20 protein-coding genes and 1 pseudogene are annotated in these 26,653 nt (G+C 40.7%); 10 read left to right on the top strand and 11 right to left on the bottom strand.

Annotated elements, in window-relative coordinates; translation table 11 throughout:
• Window positions 1–261 precede the first annotated feature (261 nt).
• The gene (locus tag PCY17_RS02945) at window positions 262–6,369 is read left to right on the top strand and encodes a YSIRK-type signal peptide-containing protein (RefSeq protein WP_301391672.1); all 6,108 of its coding nucleotides are present in this window, start codon (window positions 262–264) and stop codon (window positions 6,367–6,369) included.
• Between the two features lie 82 nt (window positions 6,370–6,451).
• Here PCY17_RS02945 and PCY17_RS02940 read toward each other — a convergent pair whose 3' ends face one another.
• From PCY17_RS02940 to PCY17_RS02930, 3 genes are all read right to left on the bottom strand, one after another.
• Window positions 6,452–7,528, bottom strand: a complete 1,077-nt coding sequence (locus PCY17_RS02940; RefSeq protein ID WP_247924010.1) for a DUF2974 domain-containing protein — start codon at window positions 7,526–7,528, stop codon at window positions 6,452–6,454.
• 111 nt (window positions 7,529–7,639) lie between these two features.
• Entirely contained in the window at window positions 7,640–8,416 is a 777-nt protein-coding gene (locus PCY17_RS02935) for a ferredoxin reductase (protein WP_301391671.1), read from the bottom strand.
• Between the two features lie 85 nt (window positions 8,417–8,501).
• Window positions 8,502–9,071: a TetR/AcrR family transcriptional regulator gene (locus tag PCY17_RS02930; RefSeq protein ID WP_049549829.1), complete on the bottom strand. Its 570-nt coding sequence runs from the start codon at window positions 9,069–9,071 to the stop codon at window positions 8,502–8,504.
• Between the two features lie 322 nt (window positions 9,072–9,393).
• Here PCY17_RS02930 and PCY17_RS02925 point away from each other — a divergent pair, with 322 nt between their 5' ends.
• The 4 genes and pseudogenes from PCY17_RS02925 (at window position 9,394) to PCY17_RS02910 (ending at window position 12,827) form a co-directional block, all read left to right on the top strand.
• A complete protein-coding gene (locus tag PCY17_RS02925; RefSeq protein WP_000548982.1) occupies window positions 9,394–10,071 on the top strand; it encodes a response regulator transcription factor in 678 nt (225 codons plus the stop codon).
• Window positions 10,064–11,038 carry a sensor histidine kinase gene (locus tag PCY17_RS02920; RefSeq protein WP_084881439.1) on the top strand — a complete coding sequence of 325 codons (975 nt, stop codon included), beginning with the start codon at window positions 10,064–10,066 and terminating at the stop codon, window positions 11,036–11,038. Before PCY17_RS02925 ends, PCY17_RS02920 begins: the two co-directional genes overlap by 8 nt.
• A gap of 160 nt (window positions 11,039–11,198) precedes the next feature.
• A pseudogene (locus tag PCY17_RS02915) lies at window positions 11,199–11,449 on the top strand (hypothetical protein).
• A 328-nt stretch (window positions 11,450–11,777) separates the two neighbouring features.
• Window positions 11,778–12,827: a DUF389 domain-containing protein gene (locus PCY17_RS02910; protein ID WP_084880514.1), complete on the top strand. Its 1,050-nt coding sequence runs from the start codon at window positions 11,778–11,780 to the stop codon at window positions 12,825–12,827.
• A 213-nt stretch (window positions 12,828–13,040) separates the two neighbouring features.
• Here the strand turns inward: PCY17_RS02910 and thrS are convergent, their stop codons facing one another.
• The 3 genes from thrS to PCY17_RS02895 all read right to left on the bottom strand — a co-directional run bounded on the left by thrS (window position 13,041) and on the right by PCY17_RS02895 (window position 16,255).
• Window positions 13,041–14,984 carry a threonine--tRNA ligase gene (gene thrS / locus PCY17_RS02905; RefSeq protein ID WP_301391670.1) on the bottom strand — a complete coding sequence of 648 codons (1,944 nt, stop codon included), beginning with the start codon at window positions 14,982–14,984 and terminating at the stop codon, window positions 13,041–13,043.
• Window positions 14,985–14,994: 10 nt separating this feature from the next.
• On the bottom strand, window positions 14,995–15,618 hold the full coding sequence (locus PCY17_RS02900) for an ATPase AAA (RefSeq protein ID WP_049501480.1): 624 nt from the start codon (window positions 15,616–15,618) through the stop codon (window positions 14,995–14,997).
• A 262-nt stretch (window positions 15,619–15,880) separates the two neighbouring features.
• A complete protein-coding gene (locus PCY17_RS02895; protein ID WP_049477608.1) occupies window positions 15,881–16,255 on the bottom strand; it encodes a hypothetical protein in 375 nt (124 codons plus the stop codon).
• A gap of 193 nt (window positions 16,256–16,448) precedes the next feature.
• On the opposite strand from PCY17_RS02895, the gene PCY17_RS02890 reads away from it, so the two are divergent.
• From PCY17_RS02890 to PCY17_RS02875, 4 genes are all read left to right on the top strand, one after another.
• Window positions 16,449–17,300 carry a metallophosphoesterase gene (locus PCY17_RS02890; RefSeq protein ID WP_049477609.1) on the top strand — a complete coding sequence of 284 codons (852 nt, stop codon included), beginning with the start codon at window positions 16,449–16,451 and terminating at the stop codon, window positions 17,298–17,300.
• A gap of 160 nt (window positions 17,301–17,460) precedes the next feature.
• Window positions 17,461–18,402, top strand: a complete 942-nt coding sequence (locus tag PCY17_RS02885) for a hypothetical protein (RefSeq protein ID WP_000801528.1) — start codon at window positions 17,461–17,463, stop codon at window positions 18,400–18,402.
• Between the two features lie 165 nt (window positions 18,403–18,567).
• The gene (locus tag PCY17_RS02880; protein ID WP_001167389.1) at window positions 18,568–19,005 is read left to right on the top strand and encodes an Rrf2 family transcriptional regulator; all 438 of its coding nucleotides are present in this window, start codon (window positions 18,568–18,570) and stop codon (window positions 19,003–19,005) included.
• Window positions 19,006–19,072: 67 nt separating this feature from the next.
• On the top strand, window positions 19,073–20,095 hold the full coding sequence (locus PCY17_RS02875; RefSeq protein ID WP_049477611.1) for a YdcF family protein: 1,023 nt from the start codon (window positions 19,073–19,075) through the stop codon (window positions 20,093–20,095).
• A 286-nt stretch (window positions 20,096–20,381) separates the two neighbouring features.
• Here PCY17_RS02875 and PCY17_RS02870 read toward each other — a convergent pair whose 3' ends face one another.
• From PCY17_RS02870 to PCY17_RS02850, 5 genes are all read right to left on the bottom strand, one after another.
• The gene (locus PCY17_RS02870) at window positions 20,382–21,164 is read right to left on the bottom strand and encodes a DUF4037 domain-containing protein (protein ID WP_049477612.1); all 783 of its coding nucleotides are present in this window, start codon (window positions 21,162–21,164) and stop codon (window positions 20,382–20,384) included.
• A 129-nt stretch (window positions 21,165–21,293) separates the two neighbouring features.
• The gene (locus PCY17_RS02865; protein WP_049477613.1) at window positions 21,294–21,953 is read right to left on the bottom strand and encodes an amino acid ABC transporter permease; all 660 of its coding nucleotides are present in this window, start codon (window positions 21,951–21,953) and stop codon (window positions 21,294–21,296) included.
• Window positions 21,954–21,962: 9 nt separating this feature from the next.
• On the bottom strand, window positions 21,963–22,640 hold the full coding sequence (locus PCY17_RS02860) for an amino acid ABC transporter permease (protein ID WP_049501479.1): 678 nt from the start codon (window positions 22,638–22,640) through the stop codon (window positions 21,963–21,965).
• A gap of 12 nt (window positions 22,641–22,652) precedes the next feature.
• Complete coding sequence (locus PCY17_RS02855) at window positions 22,653–23,447, bottom strand: transporter substrate-binding domain-containing protein (protein ID WP_301391669.1); 795 nt, start codon at window positions 23,445–23,447, stop codon at window positions 22,653–22,655.
• Window positions 23,448–23,457: 10 nt separating this feature from the next.
• The gene (locus PCY17_RS02850) at window positions 23,458–24,216 is read right to left on the bottom strand and encodes an amino acid ABC transporter ATP-binding protein (RefSeq protein ID WP_001229582.1); all 759 of its coding nucleotides are present in this window, start codon (window positions 24,214–24,216) and stop codon (window positions 23,458–23,460) included.
• Window positions 24,217–24,393: 177 nt separating this feature from the next.
• Here PCY17_RS02850 and recJ point away from each other — a divergent pair, with 177 nt between their 5' ends.
• Window positions 24,394–26,613: a single-stranded-DNA-specific exonuclease RecJ gene (recJ, locus tag PCY17_RS02845; protein ID WP_162284730.1), complete on the top strand. Its 2,220-nt coding sequence runs from the start codon at window positions 24,394–24,396 to the stop codon at window positions 26,611–26,613.
• Window positions 26,614–26,653: the final 40 nt, after the last annotated feature.

Below are 26,653 nucleotides of genomic sequence, written 5' to 3'. Positions count from 1 at the left end.
GGGTTTACATGCTGTAAACCTAAGTGGATATTGGTTTTTTAAAACATTTACCATTAAATTATTTTTGTATTTTTCTAAAATAAAATTATTAAAAATATTGAAAAAGAGAACAGAAAATGTTAGTATGAATATGCATATTGAATATGAGGATATAATCCTTTTGAAATATCAAAATTTAAAAGCCTTTTTAAGGAGAGAAAGAAATTTTGTTTTTCTATATTTCAATATCGACATAATAAAAATAGGGAGGTTGTGTATCTTATGAAGAGTAAGCAACAGGGTTTTAGAACGGAGAAATACATTCGATACGGGATTCGAAAGTATAGTTTAGGAGTAGCATCAGTAGCAATTTCAGCAGGTTTGATGTTTTTGGGCAATGGAGCAGTATCTGCGATGGAACTTCAAGGAGCAGATACTACGCTTGTTTCAACATCGACATTGAATACGGAATCTTCTACGGAAACAAAAACACCTGAAAATTCGATAAAAAAAGAAAAAGAAGTTGCCCTTAAGACGGTTGATAAAACGGATTTAGTTAAAAAAATTACAGAACTTGAAGAGAAAGTAAAAACAGCAAAGAATATAGATGACATAGTATTATCATCTGCTAAAGAACTATTAGATTCTGCGAAATCTGTCATCTCAAAAGAGATAGTTGAGCAAGAGGAAGTGGATACTGAACTTGCTAAGATTAGAGATTTAATTACGGTATTTGCTGAGTCTACCGAAGTTGAGAAAATAACGGGATCTACAGAAAAAGCAGAAAAAGTAGAAGAAACAAAAGAAACTGTCGAACCAGTCCAAGAAGGTAAAAAAGTCTTAGAACAAGTTACGTCTGAAGCTGAGGTAACCAATGTTTTAGCAACTGAAGCAGTCCGGAAAAATAAGCTTGAGGCTGAAAACAAAGCGGCAATTGAGGCGGCGATAGCTAATAATAAAGAAGTTATTGCAGAAACGAAAAAAGTCCTAGCGAATGATACCCTTACAGCTAAACAAATCAATGATCAATTGTCACGCTTAAATGATTCCATTCTTGCTGTCTACAATGATTTGAAGAAAGCGGGAGTTGGAAAAGACGGAAACTTCGGAGTAGCTTTGGCTGCTCAAGATTTCTATGCCGAAGAGGGTTCTAACACAACTCATGCATCGGAAATAAACGCTTCAAATCATACTGGTAAAGATACCTATACAATTCCAGTCCAAGAAATTAAATTAATTACGGGTACTGATGCTACAGGGCTAGAGATTGAAGTCTATTCTAATCAACGGACTGGTGAAGATACCAATGCTGGAAATGGGATGCATACAGAACAAGGTGGAAAAACTGGACATAACAACAAAGGACGTGTAGACTATCCATTAACCCCTGATGCTGCTAAAAAGTTAGCTGAAGAAGCACCACTTTGGAGAAATAAACTCCGTGCGGATGGGTCAAGAATTTCAAACGCTGCGACGTCAATATACTCTGCTAACGGTGGTTATGAATACCTAGCTACAGAAATTTATGGCTATGGGTATGAACAAGGAGTTGACAGAGTTTATATTAAAGGCTTGAAAGATCGTATCGCTGTTTCTGAGAATGCCAAGCAAGCTGGTTGGAGTTTAACTTCTGTAACCCCAACTAACCTTGTGCCGGGATTGACATACGATTCAGAAACAGACACAATTCAAGGAAAAGTTATAGCGGATATTGAAAATGGAGTTTATGATTTACGATTTAATATTACTGCGACCAATACAGACGGTCGTACGGTAACTTTCCAAATTCAGAATCTTCGTGCTGGTTGGGTCGGATGGCAAGATAGTACGCCTCCTAAAATAAAATCAGATTCTGAGCGTTATGATCGTAAAGTAGGTGATGATGCTAATGTAAACATTCAATTCTATGACGAATCAGGTGCCAGTGCAACACCAGCAAATAGTCGAGGAACTTATAACTACACGACGGTTGAAGGAAAAGTTGTAAGAGTGCCTCAAAGATTTTCTAGAGCAGTGACAGGAGTTTCGGGATATAATACTATTGGTGAACAATTAGATGATTCTAAAGTCCTAATTCCAGGTACTAGCTATAGTGTTGCAAATAGTACTTCTGATGAGCAAGCTGCTGATCAAACGAATATGGGGAGAGGAATCATTTCTGGAAAATTAACTGAAGCAGGAATTTACACAGTCTCCGTATTTGCAAAAGATTATGATAAATTGGCTAATAATAATGTCTGGAACCAATCTGGACAAGAAGCACATGCTACTGTAACATTAGTCGTGAAACCTAAGGTTGAGGTTCAAAACGTTGAAACTTACTCAACAGTTGTACCAGTTAAAATTTCTAAAGGTGCATCAAGTGCTAAGGTAACAATGCCTGATGGTACTGTAACCAATCTAAAAGCAGTTAATGGCAAATGGCTCGTAGACAGTGCCTCAACCAACACAGCTGTTTCTGAAAATCAAGAATTAGGTATTGTAGATTCCGATACAGTCTTTAATATTCCTGTGACATCAGAGGCAACTGCCAAAGTTGGTGTTGATAATATCAAAGTAGAAGCATCTGCTGAAAATGTTAAGGGAACTTTCTTACGTGAACAAGTTGAGTTAAATGGAACAGATGGGCAAAAACATACTGCGACTTTTAATAAGGCTACTGGACACTGGGAGTTACCTGGCGACTATGCTGAAAGTAAAACACTGAATGGTGATGGTACGACAAGATGGACTAAACGTCAAGTGTACACAGAAGCTCAGCAAGACGGTGGTATGAAATTTTATATCTATGAGTACATTCGACAGCTTGATAGCACTGAGAAAGTGACAAGTGTCGAAACGCCAACTCGTCCAGAAACGATTTATGTTTCTAAGAACACAAATCAAACAGGTGATGGAATGTCAGTAACGATCACCTACGATAAACATTCAAATACCTGGGCGTCGTCTGATGGCACAGAAGTGACCGCTACTAAGCTAGGAAATGACTCTTGGGAAGTTCATACTAAGTCTGGATTTGGTGGTATTATTAGAGGGACTATTGCCACAAATACAGACGTGGCAACGGTTGTAAATACAAAACCAACAGCAACTTCACAAGATTATACTTCAACAAAAGGTACAGCTGTTGACCTTCGTAATGAAGCAAAAGCTGCAGTAAGCATCTCAGACTCTGAAGATACTAAGTACGGAAAAACAACTTACATTACTCGTATTACAGTAACATCTCCTTCAGGAGTTCAGAAGGTTTATGACACTAAACAAGATGCAAATAACTACAATATTGCTAGTGGATATAGCTTAAATGAAGTAGGGGTATATACTGTTAAGATTGATGTTATTGATAGTAATGGAAATTACACTACTGAAGCAACAATCGGTGGAACTGAGTCGGGAGTTGATCATGGAGTTGATTCATCAACCGCTACAACAACCTACCATATTACAGTAACTGATACGATTGAAGGGCATAATGTGACTTCGACTGATATTCAAGGTGCTACTCAAAAAGAAACTCCAACCTTTACATCTGTTGGAGATGGATCACCAGTAAAACCAAGTGCTTTTTCGCCTGCTAAGTTAGTAGATCCAAAAACAGGTGGATTTGTTGATACTCTAACAATTGATGGTCAGGGTACCTACTCAATTGATAATGAAACAGGTGAAGTAACTTTTGTTCCATTGAAGACATTTACCGGTACAGCTACACCTGTCACAGTTTCACTTACTGCAAAATTAGGAAAAGATGCTAATGATACGGATATTACAGCAACTGCTACAGCAACGTATACTCCAACTGTAATACCTGTTAAACCAACTTCTACAGATGATGAATCTGAAGGTCCTAAAGGGCAAACACAAAACGGTACACCAACTTTTACTGGTGGTAAAGTTGAAGTAAACGGTGTAGAGAAGACTGTTGAAATTGATGAAAATGTTAAACCAACCTTTGATGATGGCACAACTAAGAAAGTTGTTCCGGGAGAAGGAACTTATACCATTGATGAAAATGGTGTGGTAACTTTCACACCAGAAAAAGACTTTGTTGGGAAGGCTTCAGGAGTTACAGTCAAACGAGTTGATAAGAACGGAACAGAAATAACTGCAAGATACACTCCGACTGTCCGTCCAATTACTTCATTTGTAGATACTAAGGGGAATACATTAATTCCAACCGAGGACGGCGAACAACCTAAGAAAGATATTCCAGGCTACCGCTTCGTAGAGACTAAGAAACTTCCAAACGGCGACACAGAACACGTTTATGAGAAGGTTAAGACTAGTCATAAGGATAAGGAAGGCAATGACATTCCAGGCCACCCAACCGAAGACGGTGAACAACCTAAGAAAGATATTCCAGGCTACCGCTTCGTAGAGACTAAGAAACTTCCAAACGGCGACACAGAACACGTTTATGAGAAGGTTAAGACTAGTCATAAGGATAAGGAAGGCAATGAAATTCCAGGCCACCCAACCGAAGACGGTGGACAACCGAAGAAAGATATTCCAGGCTACCGCTTCGTAGAGACTAAGAAACTTCCAAACGGCGACACAGAACACGTTTATGAGAAGGTTAAGACTAGTCATAAGGATAAGGAAGGGAATGACATTCCAGGTTATCCAACCGAAGACGGCGAACAACCTAAGAAAGATATTCCAGGTTACCGCTTCGTAGAGACCAAAAAACTTCCAAACGGCGACACAGAACATGTCTACGAAAAAGTGAAGACTAGTCACAAGGATAAAGAAGGGAATGAAATTCCAGGTTATCCAAGCGAAGACGGCGAACAACCTAAGAAAGATATTCCAGGTTACCGCTTCGTAGAGACCAAAAAACTTCCAAACGGCGACACAGAACATGTCTACGAAAAAGTGAAGACCAGTCACAAGGATAAAGAAGGGAATGACATTCCAGGTTATCCAAGCGAAGACGGCGAACAACCGAAGAAAGATATCCCAGGTTACCGCTTCGTAGAGACTAAGAAACTTCCAAACGGCGACACAGAGCACGTTTATGAGAAGGTTAAGACCAGTCACAAGGATAAGGAAGGCAATGAAATTCCAGGTTATCCAACCGAAGACGGCCAACAACCGAAGAAAGATATCCCAGGTTACCGCTTCGTAGAGACTAAGAAACTTCCAAACGGTGATACAGAACACGTTTATGAGAAGGTTAAGACCAGTCACAAGGATAAGGAAGGCAATGAAATTCCAGGTTATCCAACAGAAGACGGCGAACAACAGAAGAAAGAAATTCCAGGTTACCGCTTCGTAGAGACTAAGAAACTTCCAAACGGTGACACAGAACACGTTTATGAGAAGGTTAAGACCAGTCATAAGGATAAGGAAGGCAATGAAATTCCAGGTTATCCAACAGAAGACGGCGAACAACCGAAGAAAGATATCCCAGGTTACCGCTTCGTAGAGACTAAGAAACTTCCAAACGGTGACACAGAACATGTTTATGAGAAGGTTAAGACTAGTCATAAGGATAAGGAAGGGAACGAGATTCCAGGCTATCCAAGCGAAGACGGCGAACAACCTAAGAAAGATATTCCAGGCTACCGCTTCGTAGAGACCAAGAAACTTCCAAATGGAGATACAGAGCACATCTACGAAAAAGTGAAGACTAGTCACAAGGATAAGGAAGGCAACGAGATTCCAGGCTATCCAAGCGAAGACGGCGAACAACCTAAGAAAGATATTCCAGGCTACCGCTTCGTAGAGACTAAGAAACTTCCAAACGGTGACACAGAACACGTTTATGAGAAGGTTAAGACCAGTCACAAGGATAAGGAAGGCAATGAAATTCCAGGTTATCCAACAGAAGACGGCGAACAACCGAAGAAAGAAATTCCAGGTTACCGCTTCGTAGAGACTAAGAAACTTCCAAACGGTGATACAGAACACGTTTATGAGAAGGTTAAGACCAGTCACAAGGATAAGGAAGGCAATGAAATTCCAGGTTATCCAACAGAAGACGGCGAACAACCGAAGAAAGATATTCCAGGTTACCGCTTCGTAGAGACTAAGAAACTTCCAAACGGTGACACAGAACACGTTTATGAGAAGGTTAAGACCAGTCATAAGGATAAGGAAGGCAATGAAATTCCAGGCTATCCAACCGAAGACGGTGAACAACCTAAGAAAGATATTCCAGGTTACCGCTTCGTAGAGACTAAGAAACTTCCAAACGGCGACACAGAGCATGTCTACGAAAAAGTTGTTACTGCCCCTCAACAAAAACCGACTGAGCAATCTCCAACTACTAAAGCAACCAAAGAATTACCTAATACTGGTACGGAAGATCATGTAGCTTTGGCAGCTCTAGGAGTACTTGGTTTGATGAGCGGATTTGGACTTGTGTCTCGTAAGAAAAAAGAAGACTAATTCTATACTCGAGATTCTAAGTAGTATCCATTAGTTTCTTAAACAAAAAACCAACTAATCTAATGATTAGTTGGTTTTTTGTCTATTCTCGATTTTTCCAAGCTTGGTAGCGGGTGTCAATCAAGAGTTGGGTTAAGCGTCCCATGGTTTCTCTTTCTTCAGGAGTGAGGGATTGGGCTTGGATAAAGAGATGGTGAATGTGTTCAATGACCTTGAAGGAAGAAAGATCGTTGATAGAGGAGATGCCTGCATCGAGAATGATTCCAAAAAAGAGGTCAAAGTAGAGCTGCAGTTCAGTATCAGGGACCGTCTCAACCCATTCCTTGAAGGTAGTATCGACTTGCTGGCTGTCACTATTGGTCTCGTCTAGTTGGACAAAGTGTTTGTCTTCAACCTGCCAACTAAAGGTGTCATGCTGGGCAAGACCGCCTAAGGCGGTGCTTCGAACGACGATTTTTTTATCCGGAATTTCCAGCATCATCCCGATGATAGACCCTTGTGGGACAAATACTTTCGTTCTTTCCATCATGTTTTGATAGCCAGCTGTTTCGGTTAGTTCCTTGTGAAGTCCAGGGGCATCAAAAGTATAGACAGAGATAATGTTTTTCTGCAAGTTTGGATCAAGTTGACTGGCAGCATAGACAGCTAGATTGCCCCCTTTTGAGTGTCCTGCTAGGATAACCTTTTGGTTGGGGTGTTGAGCAAAAAAATTCTCTAAATACTGGAGGGCGTGTTTTTGAGCTGGGATTTCCTTCATATAGGTCATATGGAAATCTTCTTTCCAACCGATGATACTATCATCCGTCCCACGAAAAACAAGCAAATAGGTATCGAGACTGATACCATAAGTCATGGCTGCAAACTGTTTTTGCAATTCAGGATCAATATCGTTAATAAAGTCTGAGAGCTTGCAATTTTTAAAGCGTTTGTGTTGAGCAAGCTGATCTAACAATTGAAGACGGTTCTTATTGGTCAGAATAGTCGTGCCTCTAGGGATTTGAGATGCAAGATCTATGAGACGCTTTGGTTCTTGGGTGACTACATTATCAAAAGCAAGGTAGGTTAATTCAGTCAAGGCAAGAACATCTAACTCGTTCACGGGGAGGTCATAAAAGGAATCGTATGCTACATCATTTAAGTAGTCAAAAATATTGGCCATAAAAGCTCCTTTCTCTATGTTTATGCTATCACATTTACTAAGAATTAGCTAGTGGGCTTGTTCGAATGACCTAGTAGGGTTTGATTGAAATACATAGAAGATAGATTGCTCCTATTTCAAACCTCTAAACGAGCTTACTTGTATGTTTTTGCTATCAATCCCATTTTCCTTTAAAAAATTCTTCATCTCATTTACATCATCAGGCTTACCTGTGATGAGATAGTTGGCTTGATTGCCGTATTCATCAATAGCACGTTTTAAAAATTCTTGACTTTGAGAAAGTTCATCGCTAGTTTTATAAGTAAAATTCGGTGTTTTTTGAGCCAGTTCTTTCATCTCATTATCGAAAATAGTAACTCCTTTGTCAAAATGGCTGAGAATAATCGGACATTTACCAGCCCATTCTTTGATAAGGGGGCGTAGAGCAGAAATGCCGACATCAGATGCAAAGCAAACTAGTAGCTTACTCGTATCTTTAACAGTCAAAGAGGAATCCAGCCAACTCATCTCAATCTCACTGCCAGCCGGTAAATGTGTAAAGGTGTTCTTAAAGTTGCTACCACTATTATGAGTCAAGATGAGAATTTCATCTTCATCAGGTGTGGAGGCAATGGTTAGCCATCGACTGGTCTGCTCTCCCTTAGCTTCATATTTACTAGCAGTAGACGAGGTATCAGGGAGTGTAAACTTAGCATAAGCCCCAGCTTTCCAGATTTGCTGACTCGGTTTTGTGATATGAATTAAATATAGATCTCCGCTGGGGTTTTCGATGGATTTTATCGATAATGTCTGGCTTCGTCCCAGATAAGCGATGACACTCCAAGTTATAATACATAGCGCTCCAAGTGTTGATAGAATGATAATAAACATTTTTTTACCTCTTTTCATTTTTTATGACTCCTGTTCTTAATTTTATGAATGAATTATAAAATAATTCATTCATATCTTTTCAAAAAATAAAGAAATCCATTCTTTATTTTAGAACTCCTTTAATGAAGTTGGTTGCAAGTATTTCAACAGTTTTGCCAATATCTGGAAAATCTTTTTCCGTGATATGCATATCCATATAGTAAAAAAGATTATAAACCTGTAAAATATCTTGAATCTTTTCTGGCGAGTACCCTTCAGCCTGCATACGATTTGTAAAAGTTTTAACTAGAAACTGATGAAAAGGATTTGCGACTTTGCCTTCTTCCGAGGAATAGTAGCTGTGCAACTCATCTGCGATGGCAGGATTGTACCATTCTGCAAGGATTTTATTGGAAGAAACGAGAGTTCTGGACTGAGCAAATAGTTGACCAATGAGGTCGATCATGTCAATTTCCCAATCCAGTTCTTCGATCATAGCTTGGCGAACACGGTTGTTTTCATCTATATAGATGTCTAGAAAAATAGCTTCTTTACTCTCATAATAGTTATAAAAAGAACCAACTGCAACACCAGCTTGCCTAGCAATTTCTGAAATTCCTGTTGCCTTGTAACCTTTTTTCGAAAAAACTTCATAGGCTGCTGTCTTTAAAGATTGTTTTTTGTCCAATATGATTTAACCTCCTTAGTTTTCATGAATGAATAACTTTGTTCGTTCATTCATATTCTAACAAATCATGGCTAGCTTGTCAATAAGAAGGCTAGATCTATTAAATAAGTTAAAGAAACGCTAACTAAATGAGCACAAAAAGGAAAATATAGGATAAGGCTGGAACTATAATTAAAAATAAGGTATGATATCAGTGGGAATATTCTCTATTTAGCATCTGTTTTCTGATCTGGATTTGGGAAATAGGCTGCTAAACAGTATGAGATACTGATCCGTAAATCTGATATGAAGGGTTTTGATACTTTGAGAAATAACAAAGGAGGAGCGCATGCACAAGATTTTACTAGTAGAAGATGACCAAGTTATTCGGCAACAAGTTGGGAAATTACTCTCTGAGTGGGGTTTTGAGGTCGTTTTGGTAGAGGACTTTATGGAAGTCTTGAGCCTTTTTGTTCAGTCAGAACCTCATTTGGTCCTCATGGATATTGGTCTGCCTCTTTTTAATGGTTACCACTGGTGTCAGGAGATTCGCAAGATTTCCAAGGTACCCATCATGTTTCTGTCTTCGAGAGACCAGGCGATGGATATTGTCATGGCGATCAATATGGGGGCAGATGACTTTGTGACCAAGCCTTTTGACCAGCAGGTGCTCCTTGCCAAGGTTCAAGGCTTGTTGCGCCGTTCCTATGAGTTTGGGCGGGATGAAAGTTTGCTAGAGTATGCAGGTGTGATTCTCAATACCAAGTCTATGGATCTGCACTATCAGGGTGAAGTCCTGAGCTTGACCAAGAATGAATTTCAAATTTTGCGGGTCTTGTTTGAACATGCTGGCAATATCGTAGCGCGTGATGACTTGATGAGAGAACTCTGGAATAGCGACTTTTTCATCGATGACAATACCTTGTCTGTCAACGTTGCTCGCTTGCGCAAAAAGTTGGAGGAGCAAGGCTTAGTAGGCTTTATCGAAACCAAGAAAGGGATAGGATACGGACTGAAACATGCTTGATTGGAAATCATTTTTTCTAGCCTATCTGCGTTCTCGCAGTCGCATCTTTGTCTATATTTTTTCATTAGGCTTTCTCGTCCTTCTCTTTCAGTTTTTATTTGCTAGTCTAGGAACTTATTTTCTTTATTTCTTTCTACTCAGTAGTTTTTTGACCTTCTTATTTTTGGCTTGGGATATTTTTGCAGAAGCTCAGGTTTACCGGCAGGAAGTACTCTATGCTGAGAGAGACCCCAAGTCTCCTCTGGAATGTGCGCTAGTAGAAAAACTCGAAGAGCGTGAGTCTGAATTGTATCAAAAGAAGTCGGAAGCGCAGAGCAAGCTGACGGATTTGCTTGATTACTACACCTTATGGGTTCACCAGATCAAGACGCCCATTGCGGCTAGTCGCCTTTTAGTAGCAGAAGTCTCTGATCGGGAGGTCAAGCAGCAACTGGAACAGGAAATCTTCAAGATTGACTCCTATACCAACCTGGTGTTGCAGTACCTGCGTTTAGAGAGTTTTCACGATGATTTGGTCTTTGAACAGGTTCAAGTGGAGGACTTGGTCAAGGAGATGGTTCGTAAGTACGCACTTTTCTTTATCCAGAAGGGGCTAGCAGTCAATCTACATGATCTCGACAAAACTATCGTGACCGATAAGAAGTGGCTGTTGGTCGTCATTGAACAAATCCTCTCAAACAGTCTTAAGTACACCAAGGAAGGTGGGCTAGAGATTTCTATGGAAGGTCAGGAGCTCTGTATCAAGGATACGGGGATTGGGATAAAAAACAGTGATGTGCTCCGAGTCTTTGAACGTGGCTTTTCAGGATATAATGGTCGTCTAACCCAGCAGTCATCTGGACTGGGCCTCTATCTATCTAAGAAAATTTCTGAGGAACTGGGGCACCGGATTCGTATCGAGTCTGAGGTTGGGACAGGAACAACCGTTCGCATTAAATTTTCCAATAGGAATCTGATAATTGAGTGAGCATAGTTGATGATAACCTTATCCATCTGTGGAATTTTTGTTCTAGTCTATATCTCTATTTTCATGATAACGTCTAGAAGTTACCGTGAGATTGTCCAGATGTAAAAAATGTTACACTAGGAAACGACTAGAATATAGTCAAACAATAAAAGAGGCAATAATGAAAGAAAGTTATTTTGACGGAGGAATCCTAGATTATAGTGGATACTCTATCTTAGTAGCCATAATTTTCGGGCTTACCTTGGGGATCGCAACACCTTGGGCGGTTTGCATGATGCAAAATTGAAAACCAAACACACGGTAGTGGATGGGTAATGTCTATACTTTGACGGGATTGGAGCACAACTGTTCGGTAACTGGATCAAGTGGTTTCTTCTAACCATCATCACGTTTGGGATCTATGGCTTCTGATTGAAAATAAAAATGAAGCAATGGATTGTCGAACAAACCAATCATGTTTAATCATTAAACGGCATCTTCTTTCAGAGGAGATACCGTTTTTTTCTTTTTCGGATAAGGAAACAAAAATTTCTTCCTTTCTCTATCTGTTCAATTGATAGATTTCGTTGGAGAAAGACTGTAAAATTTTTGATATAATGTTAAGGATAGACTGACGGATGCTTAAAGGATAATTTTCAAAAACATAACAGGTGAGAAGAAAAATATGTAAGATTGAAAAGAAGTCTCTCTACCATCATCCAAGCAGAAACAAGAGTATATGAAATAAAAGGAGTAACCAATGTCCAGAAACTATTCAACACGTGAATTCCGCGAGAAACTATATGATGACCTTCATGTTCGATTAAGAGATACAGTGATTTTGATGTGTGCGATTTTTATTGCCTCTATAGGTCTAAATATGAATTCAACAGCTGTCATTATTGGAGCCATGCTGATTTCCCCTCTTATGACACCGATTGTTGGACTGGGTTTTGGTTTAGCTATTTTTGATACCCGTTTAATCAAACAATCTCTAGAGGTTTTATTTACTCAAGTATTGGTCAGCTTGCTTGTCTCGACTCTGTATTTCTGGATTTCTCCCTTATCTTATGCAAGTAGCGAACTGATTGCACGAACCACTCCAACCATTTGGGATGTTCTCATTGCTATTGCTGGTGGGATAGCAGGTGTAATTGGGTCAAGGAAAAAAGAAGCAAATAATATCGTGCCAGGAGTAGCCATTGCAACAGCTTTGATGCCACCTATCTGTACTGCAGGCTATGGTTTAGCTAATGGAAATGTACGATTTTTATTTGGGGCTCTCTATCTTTTCTTGATCAACTGTGTCTTTATCATGCTAGCCAACATTGTTGGAACAAGAATTTTGATGAGAAAATCTCCCTTAAGTTCATTTAAAGAGCTAAACATTAAAATGAGAATTGGGTTGATATCCTTGATTGTATTATTGATTCTTCCAGCCAGCTATTCAGCAGTCACTCTGACGATGGATCAAGCGCGAAAAGAAGGAATCAAACAGTTTGTAGCAAAAGAGTTCGCCAATCACACGGTCATTAATCAAGTCTACAAGTCAAGGAACAATGAATTGGTCTTGACGGTTGTTGGAGATCCGATTTCAGACGAAGAATTAGAAACGCTCCATCAAAAACAAGCCTCTTACGGTATTCAATCTGTTCAATTAAAAGTCAATCAAGTTCATAATTCGACAAAATTAGATAGTGAGATGACCAAGGAATTTTACGAAAATATTAACAAGTATATCGATCAAAAACTCTCTGAAAAAGATTCACAAAAAGATCTCGTAAAAGAAAATGAGGCAGACAAGGACTGAGGATAGTTAACTTATCTAACTCATGGAAGCAAATCTTGGGAGGATATCCCATATCCAACAGTTAGTGGATAGAAAGGATTGTTTATGAGGATACCATTTGTGGTGGTTTAACCAATCACTACTAGCTCAGGTTAAATAAAATATAAAAAAGCAACAACTGAGATAGTTGTTGCTTTTCTGGCTCTGAAAAACGTTTCTCAGACAGTGATCGTTTTATTTCTCAACACGAGATTTGTCGGCGATATCAGCAAGGATTGCTACTACAAACTCATCTACTGGGACAGTTTGTGTTTCTTTTTGTCCGTAGCGACGAACATTGACAGTTCCGTCTTCCATTTCCTTATCCCCAACGATCAATTGGTAAGGAATCTTGCTGGTTTGTGAAGCACGAATCTTGAACTGCATTTTTTCATTGCGATCATCTACGTCTGCACGGACACCACGGTCACGAAGTTTCTTAGCTACTTCCCAAGCGTAGTCAACGTGTTTCTCGTTAGATACTGGGATGAGGGTTACTTGATGTGGTGCAAGCCATGTTGGAAAGGCACCCTTGTAGTTCTCAATCAAGATAGCTGTGAAGCGTTCCATAGTTGAGATAACACCACGGTGAATCATAACTGGACGGTGTTCTTCACCATCAGCCCCAATGTATTTGAGGTCGAAGCGTTCTGGGAGCAAGAAGTCAAGCTGGATAGTCGAAAGGGTTTCTTCTTTTCCAAGGGCTGTCTTAACCTGAATATCCAATTTTGGTCCGTAGAAGGCTGCTTCGCCTTCGGCTTCAAAGTAGTCAACACCCATTTCATCAAGGGCTGCACGAAGCATGGTTTGGGCATTTTCCCACATCTCATCGTTATCAAAGTACTTGTGAGTATCTTGAGGGTCACGAAGAGAGAGGCGGAAGCGGTATTCAGTCAAGTTGAAGTCTTCATAAACATCGATAATCAACTGAAGGGCACGTTGGAATTCTTCTTGGATTTGTTCTGGAGTAACGAATAGGTGACCGTCGTTGAGAGACATTTCACGCACACGCTGAAGACCAGTGAGGGCACCAGATTTTTCGTAACGGTGCATCATCCCAATTTCGGCGATACGGATTGGCAACTCACGGTAAGAATGAACATGGTGTTTGAAGACTTGGATGTGGTGTGGACAGTTCATTGGACGAAGGACAAACTCTTCACCGTCTCCCATGTCCATGGTTGGGAACATGTCTTCTTGGTAGTGATCCCAGTGACCAGAAGTCTTGTAAAGCTCTACAGAAGCCAACGGCGGAGTATAAACGTGTTGGTAGCCGGAAGCCAACTCCTTATCGACAATATAGCGTTCCAATTCACGACGGATCGTCGCACCGTTTGGCAACCAGAATGGAAGTCCTTGTCCGACTTCTTGAGAAATCATGAAGAGGTCAAGCTCTTTACCAAGTTTACGGTGATCGCGTTCTTTAGCTTCTTCACGCATTTGGAGGTAGTTTTTCAAGTCTTTCTTGTCAAACCAAGCTGTACCATAGATACGTTGCATCATAGCGTTGTCGCTATTTCCACGCCAGTAAGCACCTGCTACATGGAGAAGGTGGAAGATTTGGATGCGGCCTGTTGATGGGACGTGAGGGCCACGGCAAAGGTCTACGTATTCACCCTGACGGTAGATAGTCAACCCACCTTCGTCCTCAGAGTGTTCTTCGATCAATTCCAACTTGTAAGGGTCGTTCTTGAAGATTTCACGTGCCTCTTCTTTGGTGACTTCCTCGCGGATAGATGGGAAGTTTTCTTTAACGATTTTTTGCATTTCTTCTTCGATACGTGGTAGGTCTTCATTAGAGATTTGACCAGCAGTATTGTCGGTATCGTAGTAGAAGCCATCTTCAATAGCAGGACCAACTCCCAAGTGAATGTCTGGGAAGAGGCGACGAGCTGCTTGGGCAAACAAGTGGGCAGCTGAGTGACGCAAGATCGGAAGGGCATCTTCGTGATCAGGTGTCACGATTTCGATGCTTCCATCTTCAGTGATAGCACGAGTCGTGTCAATGAGTTTGCCGTTGAATTTACCAGCCAAGGCTTTTTTAGCTAAGGAATTGCTGATAGATTGGGCAATTTCAAAAGTAGTAACGCCAGATTCGAATTCACGAACAGCGCCATCTGGGAAAGTAATCTTAATCATGGTTTTCTCCTTAAATATTTATTCTATTTTTGTTGGACAATTTTAAGAGCCGAGCAACTTCTTCCGCAGTCTGATTCTCTGATTGACTACCATCTGTTACGAGGCTAGGATAGCTTAATTTCACCGCTTCCTTACGAACCATTTGAGCAAAAAGAATGTCTCGTTGCATCCAGTTTTCAAAAGCTTGATCAGGGTTGGTTGTACCCTCTAAGACATAAGGAACCCATTCTCTCTGTATATAATGCTTTTTTTGAAAATCAGCTGTCGGAGTCAAGCATAGATAGGATGATACTTGACATTCAAGCTCCTTTACCAAGTGAGGCAAAAGTCCTGCTCCCTCCACCAAGAGAGGTCTGTTTTGATTTTTTATCAAGTAAGATTTTACATAAGGAAAAATCTCTTCATAAAAGCACCATTCTTCATCTGCCATCTCTTCTGGCTTTCTCATCCAGATTTGTTCTGGATTTCTATCCTTCCTAAGAAGGCAAATTGGCTGTGAGTCTGCACTTGCTTGACTCATCATCTCTTCTACCAAATCATCCAGTTTGATATGAAGTAGTTGATACTGTCTAGCAAGAAGTGAGGCAATTGTTGACTTTCCACTACAAGGCGATCCGCCAATCATATAAAGCATCGTTCTTCCTCCTTCTGACAAAACAAAAAACGACATCCATAAAAGGACGTCGCAACGTGGTTCCACCTTCATTTATGTTCCTCAAAAAAGAGGGACACCTCTGATTGGCTTTAACGTAGCCACCGTTTTATGTTTGCATAAAAGTCAGTAGAGTAGTATCAGTTTAGGCTTTCTATGCGTTTCCAGCAACCACGCACTCTCTAGTAGAAAGGGACTAAGTGACTTGTCTCTATGCATTATTATAGCATGATTGCGAGAATTTTCAAGGTTTTTGTATAATTTTTTTATTTTTCTCTCGCTGGAAGACATGCTTGATCCCCACACCAGCAGCCAACCCAAGTAGGGCAAAGAGTTCATAGGCTAAGAAGTAAAGCAGGATGAATTCGCCAAAGGTGATGATGGTAAAGCAAAAGAGCAGACCAATACCGAGTAGCCACCAAAGTGAGAAATGAAATCGATAGCTATAAAGTAGCGATACGATAAAGGTTACCAGAGGTGAAAAGAGGATGATGTTGTAAATGTACAGTCCCTTCAGTGTATATGGGTCAGAGATGAGTAGTGAGAATAGCTCATAGAGTGGCCAGTAAAAAAAGAAAGTAATAAGGTAGTATGGGATATACTTAAGATAATTCCGCATGGCAATAGTCCTCCAATCTGGAAAAAAATGAGAGATATTGTAGACCACATAATCCTAAATGAAGGGGAAATCTCTACTTATATTATAGCACGATTTAAAAGCTCTTACAATTTAATCCAGTGATCGGTGATAGTAATCTTTTCGAGTGTTTTCTGTTATAATACTAACAAAAGAAGGAAAATAAGGAGAAAGAATGACCAAAATAGCAGTTCTTTCAGACATACATGGAAATACGACAGCTTTGGAAGCTGTACTGGCTGATGCTAAAGCGGCAGAGGTAGACCAATACTGGCTTTTAGGGGATATTCTGATGCCAGGAACAGGACGTAGAAGGATTTTAGACCTCTTAGCTAGCTTGCCTATTACAGTAAGAGTTCTGGGAAATTGGGAGAATAGTCTCTGGCGAGGCCTGCATCGCAAGTTAGACCCTACAAAAGCGAGCCATCGTTATCTCCTGCGTCAAAGTCAGTACATCTTAGAGGATGTCAGCCCTGAAGAAATCGAAAACCTCAATAATCAACCTATGCAAGTTCATCGTCAGTTTGGTGATTTGATGGTAGGAATCACTCACCATCTCCCTGATAAAAACTGGGGTAGAGAGTTGATTCATACGGGAAAGCAAGAAGATTTTGATAGATTGGTGACGAATCCACACGCGTCTATCGCAGTATATGGCCATATTCATCAACAGTTGCTTCGTTACGGAAGTGATGGACAGTTGATTCTTAATCCAGGTTCCATTGGACAACCTTTCTTTCTAGATGCGAAGTTGCGTAAGGATCTACGGGCTCAGTATATGATTATAGAGTTTGATGAAGCAGGTTTGTCTGATGTTGATTTTCGTCGAGTGGATTATGATGTAGAAGCTGAATTGCAGTTGGCTAAGGATTTGAAGCTCCCCTATTTCCAGGTCTACTATGAAAGTTTGGTAAATGGGATTCACCATACTCATAACCATGAATTGTTAGGTCAGATTAGTGAACAAGAAGGTTATGATCAGGATGTTGAACTCTGGATGGAAAGAGACAAGAAAGATTGGTTTTAAGAGGACTTCTAGCTAGAAATCAGATAGTCTAGTGACTGCTGTTTCGCGATAAGTCGAACTGGATACGAATTGACGGCTTCTCAAATTTATGTTAGAATAACGGAATATAACTAATTTGAATCTCATACTAATTGATATTCAAAATAAGCGGAGACAGATAATGAAACCAGAAGAGTTACACGCTATTGCCTCGGAGTTGGGCATGCAATTTGACGAAGATTCGCGTAGTATTTATGGCACGCAGTCAGGCTATTTACTTTTCCTGCAAGAAACTGACGTGAAAAATCAGTTTCGACTTTGTGTCAGTGTGAGTTTGAATGGAAATCCTGCTGATACAGAAGAAAATGAATTGGTTTGGGATGAGTTTAAGAGTGAATCTCTTCCAAACTTGTCGACCTTGTCTATCAATCAGTACCTTGTTTCTTTTGTCGTAAAAGGTGCAATGCGCAAATCAAAAACAATTGAAAAGCTACAGACGCTCATAACAGACCTTGTTGCATTCCTTGAAACCCATCATTTCGTCCAAGTGTGTGCCTACAGTGGTCAGGAGGGCCCCGTTGGTCTCTATCAATTAGGCGATTCAATTTTCCTTATCAATGAGGAAAGTTATCAATTGCTGAAGAGTAATCTTCAGATTGAGGTAGATTCTTATCAAAACCAGAAGGAAAATGTTCTTCTTGGAGCAGTTGGTGCCTTGCTAGGAGCCTTGGTTGGTGGAGCAGTTGCTCTATTTATCGCGCGTCTAGGTTATGTAGCTATGGTAGCAGGTATTGTTCTGGGGATTTGTACCATTAAAGGATATGAAATCCTTGGAAGAAAGGTATCTCGAAAGGGGATTGTGATTTCCTCTATTTGGATGGTGATTACTGTCTTTCTAGTAAATCAAATTGACTTGGCGATGGAAGTCGTTGCCAAACTAGGGGTTGAGTTTCCCTTTGCTTTCCGAGTGGTGAATCAATTAATCTTTAGCGGTGATTTCCCAGATAACTATTTTTATAATCTAGCTATGTTAGCTGTGTTTACCTTAGTTGGTGCTGGGGTGTCTATCAGCTCGGTTTGGTCAAGTCATAAAACAAAAGGGATTGTCCGTAAAATTGCATAAAAAAATAAGTCTTTGTATGTCCTCCGCTGTTCTGGGTACCAAGAGGGATACAGGACTTTTTGCATGGAGAAGGTAATCATTTGTTAATATTTGACAGGATAAGCAAAAAAGGTATAATGTTTATACGGGAAAAGATGAATAAAATATCAATGAAAGGAGAAGAAGATGCAAATTTCAAGCCGATTTACAATTGCGACTCATATGATGATTATTATTGCAATGCAGGATACAGACAGCAAGGTAACCAGTGATTTTCTTGCGGCTAGTGTCGGAGTTAATCCAGTCATTATCCGTAAGACTTTGTCGCAACTCAAAAAAGCAGGATTGATTTCAGTTGCGCGTGGGACGGGCGGTACCGAGATTATAAAGGACCTCCAAGATATTAGCCTTTTTGATGTGTATCAGGCTGTCGAATGTCTAGGAAAATCTGGCAAACTCTTTAGTTTCCATGACAATCCCAATCCTAACTGTCCAGTAGGGGCTAATATTCATAAGGTCTTGGATCAGAAATTGCTGGATATCCAAGTAGCTATGGAAAATCAACTTCGTCAGATGAGTCTGGCTCAGGTTGTGGCAGATGCAGAAGCAAGAATAGCAAAATAAGAGGACTAGGCTCCTCTTTTTCTATTGCCATAATTATGGTACAATGTAGACATTAAAGGAGGAGACTATGTACTTTATCACAGGATTTTTTGTCCTACTTTTTCTCGTTTCGTTTTTAAGGGACAATCGTAGTCTCTGGAATCCAGCTCTCTTGCTTTTGTCTCTGCTTTTTTCTTATATGTCTATTGCCAATCTTTTTTACGAAGCTGGGCAGAAAGAAGTGCACATGGTTTTCTTTGCAGGGATTTTTCTCCTGCTGCCTCTTTTAGTTTTTCTAAGTGGTTTTTTCCTTATTTATAATGGATTTGTGTTATTGAAAAAAGAAGGAAAATCCAAGGCAAATTATTTGTCTCTAGGATTAGGCTGCGTGATTCTATTCTTTTTTGTGATCATGGCGATTCGAGTGAGCGATACCAAGGGCTTGTTTTACACCAATCATCTAGTGAATATTATCTTTTTCTTTTTGATTTATTCGTATTTGATTTTTGGTTTTGCCTTTGCAGGATTTCTGCTTTATTCCATTCTGTATCTTTTCATTCCTAAGAAAAAATATTATGATTTTATCATCATTCACGGAGCAGGCTTGTTGAATGGAGAAAAAGTCACTCCCTTACTGAAGAGTCGCATTGACAAGGCAGTAGAAGCTTATCACCAGTCTCTCAATCCCAATGTTAAAATCATCGCAAGTGGTGGTCAAGGTGGGGATGAGAAGATTTCCGAGGCTCAGGCAATTTGTAATTATTTGCTGGAAGAGACGGATGTTCCGAGAGAAGCGATTCTCCTAGAGGAAGACTCAACGACGACCTATGAGAATCTTCTCTTCTCAAAAGAAATGGGAGAGAAGCTGGTGGCCAGTCCACGTTTTCTCTTTGTGACCAATGATTACCATGTTTTTCGTACCAGTACCTATGCTCGCCGTATTGGGATGAAGGGAGATGGTCTTGGTTGCCGTACAGCCGCCTACTATATCCCATCAGCCTTTATTAGAGAATATATTGCTCTATGTGTGAAGATGAGATGGCTTTTTATCGCTTTCTATGTTTTGTTGATTTTAGCTCTGATTTTCTCTTATAGAGGTGTTCTATGGTAATATGTAAAATTCATATTGTAATTCTTGTTAGAATCTCTAAAAAATCTTGTAGTAACTCTAAGGGAAAAATTGTCACTAGTAATGAAAGAGCAGGGTAAGTGATTGTGAGTGCGGTTTTAGGAACGGTTTCATGATTGCTCGTCAATCAATTGAACAATTTCTAACCTAGTTGCAGATTTTCAGAGAGAGTCAAAAATAGGCAACTGAATATGAGTAGACTAGAATTTTACAGTCAACGACAAATAAAAATGTGAACAGCAACAGAGGTTCACATTTTCTTTTTGGTCTATGGCAAAATGGCTTTTAGTTCCTTCAGGATAGTTTGTAAGGTTACGATCGCTTGTTCTCCTTGTTGTGGTTGGTAGAGTAGTTGGAAATACTTGCGAATAGTTTCTTCAAATTGCTTAGGGAGGAGTGTACAATTGGTCTTTGCGTACTCCAACATTCGTTTTTCACCAGGATGGGTTTGCTCATTGAGCGCAAATAACAAGTCAAAGTAGGAAGCAAAAAACTCACTCGTACGATGATTCATACTGAGAAGATCTTGGCGTTTGATAGCTTTTTCTATTTGGTGAGAGAAGGCAGGCATGGCTTGTTCTAGCAAAAGGAGTTGCCTTTCGATGATCTGTTTTTTGAGTTCGTGTGGATAGGGAATCTGGTAGGTTCTTTGGAGCAAAGCATAGTGTCCATTCGGGTCGTATAAAATCTTGCTGTGGAGTAGATTATGCCACATGCAAGTTGTATAGGCATTTTGAGCTTTGTGCTGAAAAACGGTTGAGTTCAATTCCTGTTCAAACGACTCCAGCGAACGATAAATCAACTCGATTTCGATACCGTTGTTTAGTACGCAGTCATCTTCTAATTCCCAAAACTGGTTTCCAATTTCCATATAAGAACAATACTTACTCAAGATATCTCGTCGAATCGCCTCATCAATAGAAGAGTTTAGATAGACATAAACGTCATAGTCAGAATTTTGATCGTAGGCTTGTCCTGCACGAGAACCACCAAGAGCAATAGCTTCTACTTGTTCCAGTTGAGAGAATTCTTTGCAAAGTTCGTGGATCATGATTTTTCTCCTTGCTTTAGGGTTTTAAAGTCATTTTACCAAAAAGTAAAACGTTTGCATAGCATTAAGTTGCTCTTTTTCATTTATAGCAAAAAATGTGAACCCTTGTTTCGAGTTCACATTTCTTTTTTATTCTGCGGCTTGTTGCCAACGTTTTGCTAGCTTATGAGACAGGCTAGAAATGGCAAAGTTAAAGATAAAGTAAATCAAGGCAATCAGGATATAAAGACTGAAGACTTGCTCTGGTTCGAAATAACGACCCATGAGAATTTGGCTGGCGCCAAAGAGCTCTTGTAGGGCGATAACAGAGTAGAGAAGGCTGGTATCCTTGATCACAGTTACAAACTGAGAAATGATAGCTGGCAACATTTTGCGGATTGCTTGTGGGAGAATGATGTAGTAGAGGATTTGTGTAGAGGTGAATCCTTGTGACATTCCTGCTTCGTACTGTCCCTTGTCCACGGCGTTGAGACCGCCTCGGATAATCTCAGCTAGGGCTGCTGAGGTAAAAAGGGTAAAAGCAGTAATACCTGCTGGTGTGGACTTCATCTTAAACACCAAAAAGATGGTGAAAATCCAGAGGAGGTTGGGAACGTTACGTACAAACTCGATATAAATGCTGGAGATGATTCGTAAGACAGGATTTTTCCCATTTCTCATAACGGCTAGTACTGTTCCGATAAGGGTCGAGAGGACGATAGCAATTAGAGAAATGTAGAGGGTTAAGCCAAATCCTTTAAAAATAAAGATTAGGTTATCTGGGGTCAAAACTTCTAAAATAGATTCCATAGTAACCTCCTAAAGTGAATAGGCTTTTTTGTTGGCTTGCTCCATCTTGCGACCAAACTGGGCAACAGGGAAGCATAGAGCAAAGTAGAGAAGAGCAGCGCCTAAAAAGGCTGGGATATAGTTTCCGTTGAGAGCCGACCAAGACTTGGTCACAAACATCAAGTCCACTCCAGAGATGATAGCTACGGTAGAAGTGTTCTTGATGAGGTTAACAATTTGATTGGTCAAAGGTGGGAGAATGATACGGAAGGCCTGAGGCAAGATAATCAAGCGCATGGCACTGATATAGGTAAAACCTTGCGACAAGGCGGCCTCCATCTGACCGCTAGGAATAGACTGAATCCCTGAACGAATAACCTCAGCGATATAGGCACCGTGATAGAGTCCCACACAAAGTACAGCGGTCCAATAAATCGGAATCATGATGGTATGGTCACTGATAAGAGGCAAACCATAGAAGACGATGACAAACTGCACCAAGAGGGGAGTGTTTTGATAAAATTCGACAAAGATACGAGCCAAAACACGCAAGAATGGGCGCTTGCTAGTTGACATGGCTCCAAAGAAGATGCCCAAAACCATGGCGAGGATAAAGGATCCAATCGCTAGGGCAAGGGTGAAGAGGAAACCGTTGAAAAATTGTCCAAAATCCTGAAAATAGGCTGTCCAAGATGATAAATCTGTCATAGGGTGTCCTCCTTAATCTGCAGTATGGCTAGATGGTTTGAGCTTGTAACGGTCATAAAGTTTCTGCAAACTACCGTCCTTGATCCATTTAGTGACCAAGGTATCAAGATAGTCGTTGAGCTCGGTGTTTGATTTCTTGGTGACGATACCGTAGTCAGATGGCTTGAAACTATCTTCTAGTAGTTCTGTCCGTTTACTAATGTAGCCAGACAGGATAGAGCGATCTACAGAAAAGGCATCAATACGGTGAGCGTGAAGGGAAGTAATCAATTCTGGGTAGGAACCAAGTTCGACGAATTTAAAGGTTAGACCTTTCTTTTTGCCCAGTTCAGTAATCAAGCGTTGGGTAATGGAACCTTGAGCAACTCCGATCGTTTTACCGTTTAGGTCTTCAATGCTTTTGATGTTGGCAGATTTGTTGACCAAAAAGCCAGAAGCATCCGTATAGTAGGGACTGGTGAAGTTGTATAATTTTTTACGTTCATCTGTGATGGTGAAGGTTGCGATATCCATGTCGACCTGTTCGTTGTCTAGTAGTGGACCGCGGGTTTGTGCGGTAACAGGCACATAGCGAACCTTGACCTTGAGTTCGTCTGCCACCATCTTAGCCAAGTCCGTTTCAATACCAGAATAGGTTCCAGTCTTGGGATCCTTGTAGCCGAAATTGGGAACATCTTGTTTGACACCGACAATTAGTTCGCCTCTTTTTTGAATGTCTGCGACACTGGTATCGGCTTGGACTGGTTTGGCAGCAGCAAGGCCGAAAAGGCTAATCAATAATGCGGATAAAAAGAATTTCTTTTTCATAGGCGCCTCCTTATTTGACTTTATCACTTTCGTGGTTGATAATTTTGCTGAGGAATTGCTGGGCACGAGGTTCGCTTGGATTGTCGAAAAAGTCATCGACATCTGTCGTATCCACCAAAACTTCTCCGTCAGCCATAAAGATGATACGGTCAGCAACTTCACGGGCAAAGCCCATTTCGTGGGTAACGATAATCATGTTCATCCCGTCATGTGCCAGTTTTTGCATAACAGCTAGAACGTCTCCGATGGTCTCAGGGTCAAGGGCAGATGTTGGTTCATCAAAGAGGAGGAGTTCGGGATGCATAGCGAGTCCACGTGCGATGGCAATCCGTTGTTTTTGTCCACCAGATAGCATGGCTGGATAAGAATCTTTCTTGTCCCACATGTTTACAAATTCCAGATATTTTTGGGCTGTTTTTTCAGCTTCTTTTTTATCAATTCCTAGAACTTTTACAGGCGCAAGTGTTACATTTTCTAACACTGTTTTATGTGGATAAAGGTTGAAATGTTGGAAAACCATGCCGACTTCCTTACGGAGAGGAACTAAATCTTTCTGACTGGCACCTGCTACTTGGTGTCCATTGACTAGGAGACTTCCTTTGTCAACAGCCTCCAAACCATTAATAGTACGGATAAGAGTGGACTTCCCAGAACCAGAAGGTCCAAGCAGGACAACAACTTGTCCTTTTTCAAAACGGAGATTGATGTCGCGGAGTGCGTGGTAGTCTCCGTAATATTTTTCGATGTTTTTAAATTCTACTAAAGCCATGAGAGATCTCCTTTGTGTTAGATTTTATAACACGATTCTACAACAAAAGAATGTTCTTGTCAAATCATATCTGAAAAAAATTCACTAAAATTTTATAAAAAAGCAATCAGGATAGAGAAAATGCCTAAATCATGTTATAATGAAACGATAGAATTCTTAGAAAGAGTGGATGTTTTTTTGATAACTCCTACTTATGAATGGCAGTTTGCCCCGCAGGTTGAAGATGCGGATTTTACAAAGATAACCAAGAAGGCAGGGCTGGGTCCTGAGGTGGCTCGCTTATTATTTGAGAGAGGGATTCAGGACGAAGAAAGTCTGAAGAAGTTTTTAGAACCTTCTTTAGAGGACTTACATGATCCCTATCTGCTCCATGATATGGATAAGGCAGTAGAACGGATTCGTCAGGCCATTGAAGAAGGGGAAAACATTCTCATCTATGGGGACTACGATGCGGATGGCATGACTTCAGCGTCGATTGTGAAGGAAAGTTTGGAACAGCTGGGCGCCGAGTGCCGTGTTTATCTGCCAAATCGCTTTACCGATGGCTACGGTCCTAATGCCAGTGTCTATAAATACTTTATCGAGCAAGAGGGAATTTCCTTGATTGTGACAGTGGATAATGGAGTTGCTGGTCACGAGGCCATTGAACTGGCCCAGTCTATGGGAGTGGACGTCATTGTAACCGACCACCATTCTATGCCTGAAACCTTGCCAGATGCTTATGCGATTGTTCATCCCGAGCATCCAGATGCGGACTATCCTTTCAAACAGTTGGCTGGTTGCGGAGTGGCTTTCAAGCTGGCTTGCGCCCTTTTAGAAGAAGTGCAAGTGGAACTACTGGATTTGGTCGCCATCGGAACTATTGCAGATATGGTGAGCCTAACAGATGAAAACCGTATTTTGGTTCAATATGGCCTGGAAATGTTGGGGCATACTCAGCGCATCGGTCTGCAAGAAATGTTAGATATGGCTGGGATTGCTGCTAATGAAGTAACAGAAGAAACAGTTGGATTCCAGATTGCCCCTCGTTTAAATGCTTTGGGGCGTTTGGATGATCCCAATCCCGCCATTGATTTGTTGACTGGGTTTGACGACGAGGAAGCGCATGAGATTGCCCTCATGATTCATCAGAAAAACGAAGAGCGTAAGGAAGTCGTCCAGTCTATCTATGAAGAAGCTAAGACCATGGTGGATCCTGAGAAGAAGGTCCAGGTTTTGGCTAAGGAAGGCTGGAATCCTGGCGTTTTGGGTATCGTCGCTGGTCGTTTGTTGGAAGAACTAGGGCAGACAGTTATTGTTCTTAATATAGAAGAAGGTCGTGCCAAGGGTAGCGCTCGTAGTGTGGAAGCAGTCGATATTTTTGAAGCTCTGGATCCCCATCGAGATCTCTTTATCGCCTTTGGTGGCCATGCTGGTGCAGCAGGAATGACGCTAGAAGTGGAGAAACTTTCAGATTTATCTCAGGTCTTGGAGGACTATATCCGTGAAAAAGGAGCAGACGCTAGTGGTAAGAACAAGTTAAATCTAGATGAAGAGTTGGATTTGGAGACACTTAGCTTAGAAACGGTTAAAAGTTTTGAACGTTTAGCACCTTTTGGGATGGACAATCAGAAACCTGTTTTTTATCTCAGGGATTTCAATGTCGAGAGTGCTCGTACTATGGGGGCAGGCAATGCCCACCTCAAACTAAAAATTTCCAAGGGTGAGGCGAGTTTTGAAGTGGTGGCCTTCGGACAAGGTAGATGGGCGACAGAGTTTGCTCAAACCAAGAATCTAGAATTGGCAGTCACCCTGTCTGTCAACCAATGGAATGGCCAAACTGCCCTCCAGTTGATGATGGTGGATGCGCGTGTGGAAGGTGTTCAACTCTTTAACATTCGTGGGAAGAATGCAGTCTTGCCAGAAGGTGTTCCAGTCTTGGACTTTGCTGGAGAATTACCAGAATTAGCGACCAGTGATGCTGTGGTTGTGAAGAATATTCCAGAAGATATTACCCTGCTGAAGACCGTTTTTCAGGAACAAAATTTCTCTGCGGTCTATTTCAAGAACGACATTGACAAAGCCTACTATCTAACAGGTTATGGAACCAGAGAGCAGTTTGCCAAATTGTACAAAACCATTTACCAGTTTCCAGAGTTTGATATTCGCTACAAGCTAAAGGATTTGGCGGCTTATCTCAATATTCAACAAATCTTGCTGGTCAAGATGATTCAAGTATTTGAGGAGCTAGATTTTGTGACAATCAAAGATGGGGTCATGACAGTCAATAAAGAAGCGCCGAAAAGGGAAATTGCTGACAGTCAGATTTACCAAAATCTCAAACAAACTGTAAAAAATCAAGAAATGATGGCACTGGGGACCGTGCAAGAAATGTATGATTTTTTAATGGAGTTATAGATGGAAAGAGGCTGAGGTAACCAATCTCAGCTTTTTCTTT

The organism is Streptococcus sp. SO2, assembly GCF_030440025.1.
Note: the sequence above shows the minus strand (reverse complement) of the source record. Positions and strands in the feature narration are given on the sequence as shown.

Coding starts and splice junctions, on each gene's coding strand:
- PCY17_RS02945 (WP_301391672.1), top strand. CDS start 262: ATGAAGAGTAAGCAACAGGGTTTTAGAACGGAGAAATACATTCGATAC.
- PCY17_RS02940 (WP_247924010.1), bottom strand. CDS start 7,528: ATGGCCAATATTTTTGACTACTTAAATGATGTAGCATACGATTCCTTT.
- PCY17_RS02935 (WP_301391671.1), bottom strand. CDS start 8,416: ATGAAAAGAGGTAAAAAAATGTTTATTATCATTCTATCAACACTTGGA.
- PCY17_RS02925 (WP_000548982.1), top strand. CDS start 9,394: ATGCACAAGATTTTACTAGTAGAAGATGACCAAGTTATTCGGCAACAA.
- PCY17_RS02920 (WP_084881439.1), top strand. CDS start 10,064: ATGCTTGATTGGAAATCATTTTTTCTAGCCTATCTGCGTTCTCGCAGT.
- PCY17_RS02910 (WP_084880514.1), top strand. CDS start 11,778: ATGTCCAGAAACTATTCAACACGTGAATTCCGCGAGAAACTATATGAT.
- thrS (WP_301391670.1), bottom strand. CDS start 14,984: ATGATTAAGATTACTTTCCCAGATGGCGCTGTTCGTGAATTCGAATCT.
- PCY17_RS02900 (WP_049501480.1), bottom strand. CDS start 15,618: ATGCTTTATATGATTGGCGGATCGCCTTGTAGTGGAAAGTCAACAATT.
- PCY17_RS02895 (WP_049477608.1), bottom strand. CDS start 16,255: ATGCGGAATTATCTTAAGTATATCCCATACTACCTTATTACTTTCTTT.
- PCY17_RS02890 (WP_049477609.1), top strand. CDS start 16,449: ATGACCAAAATAGCAGTTCTTTCAGACATACATGGAAATACGACAGCT.
- PCY17_RS02885 (WP_000801528.1), top strand. CDS start 17,461: ATGAAACCAGAAGAGTTACACGCTATTGCCTCGGAGTTGGGCATGCAA.
- PCY17_RS02880 (WP_001167389.1), top strand. CDS start 18,568: ATGCAAATTTCAAGCCGATTTACAATTGCGACTCATATGATGATTATT.
- PCY17_RS02875 (WP_049477611.1), top strand. CDS start 19,073: ATGTACTTTATCACAGGATTTTTTGTCCTACTTTTTCTCGTTTCGTTT.
- PCY17_RS02870 (WP_049477612.1), bottom strand. CDS start 21,164: ATGATCCACGAACTTTGCAAAGAATTCTCTCAACTGGAACAAGTAGAA.
- PCY17_RS02865 (WP_049477613.1), bottom strand. CDS start 21,953: ATGGAATCTATTTTAGAAGTTTTGACCCCAGATAACCTAATCTTTATT.
- PCY17_RS02860 (WP_049501479.1), bottom strand. CDS start 22,640: ATGACAGATTTATCATCTTGGACAGCCTATTTTCAGGATTTTGGACAA.
- PCY17_RS02855 (WP_301391669.1), bottom strand. CDS start 23,447: ATGAAAAAGAAATTCTTTTTATCCGCATTATTGATTAGCCTTTTCGGC.
- PCY17_RS02850 (WP_001229582.1), bottom strand. CDS start 24,216: ATGGCTTTAGTAGAATTTAAAAACATCGAAAAATATTACGGAGACTAC.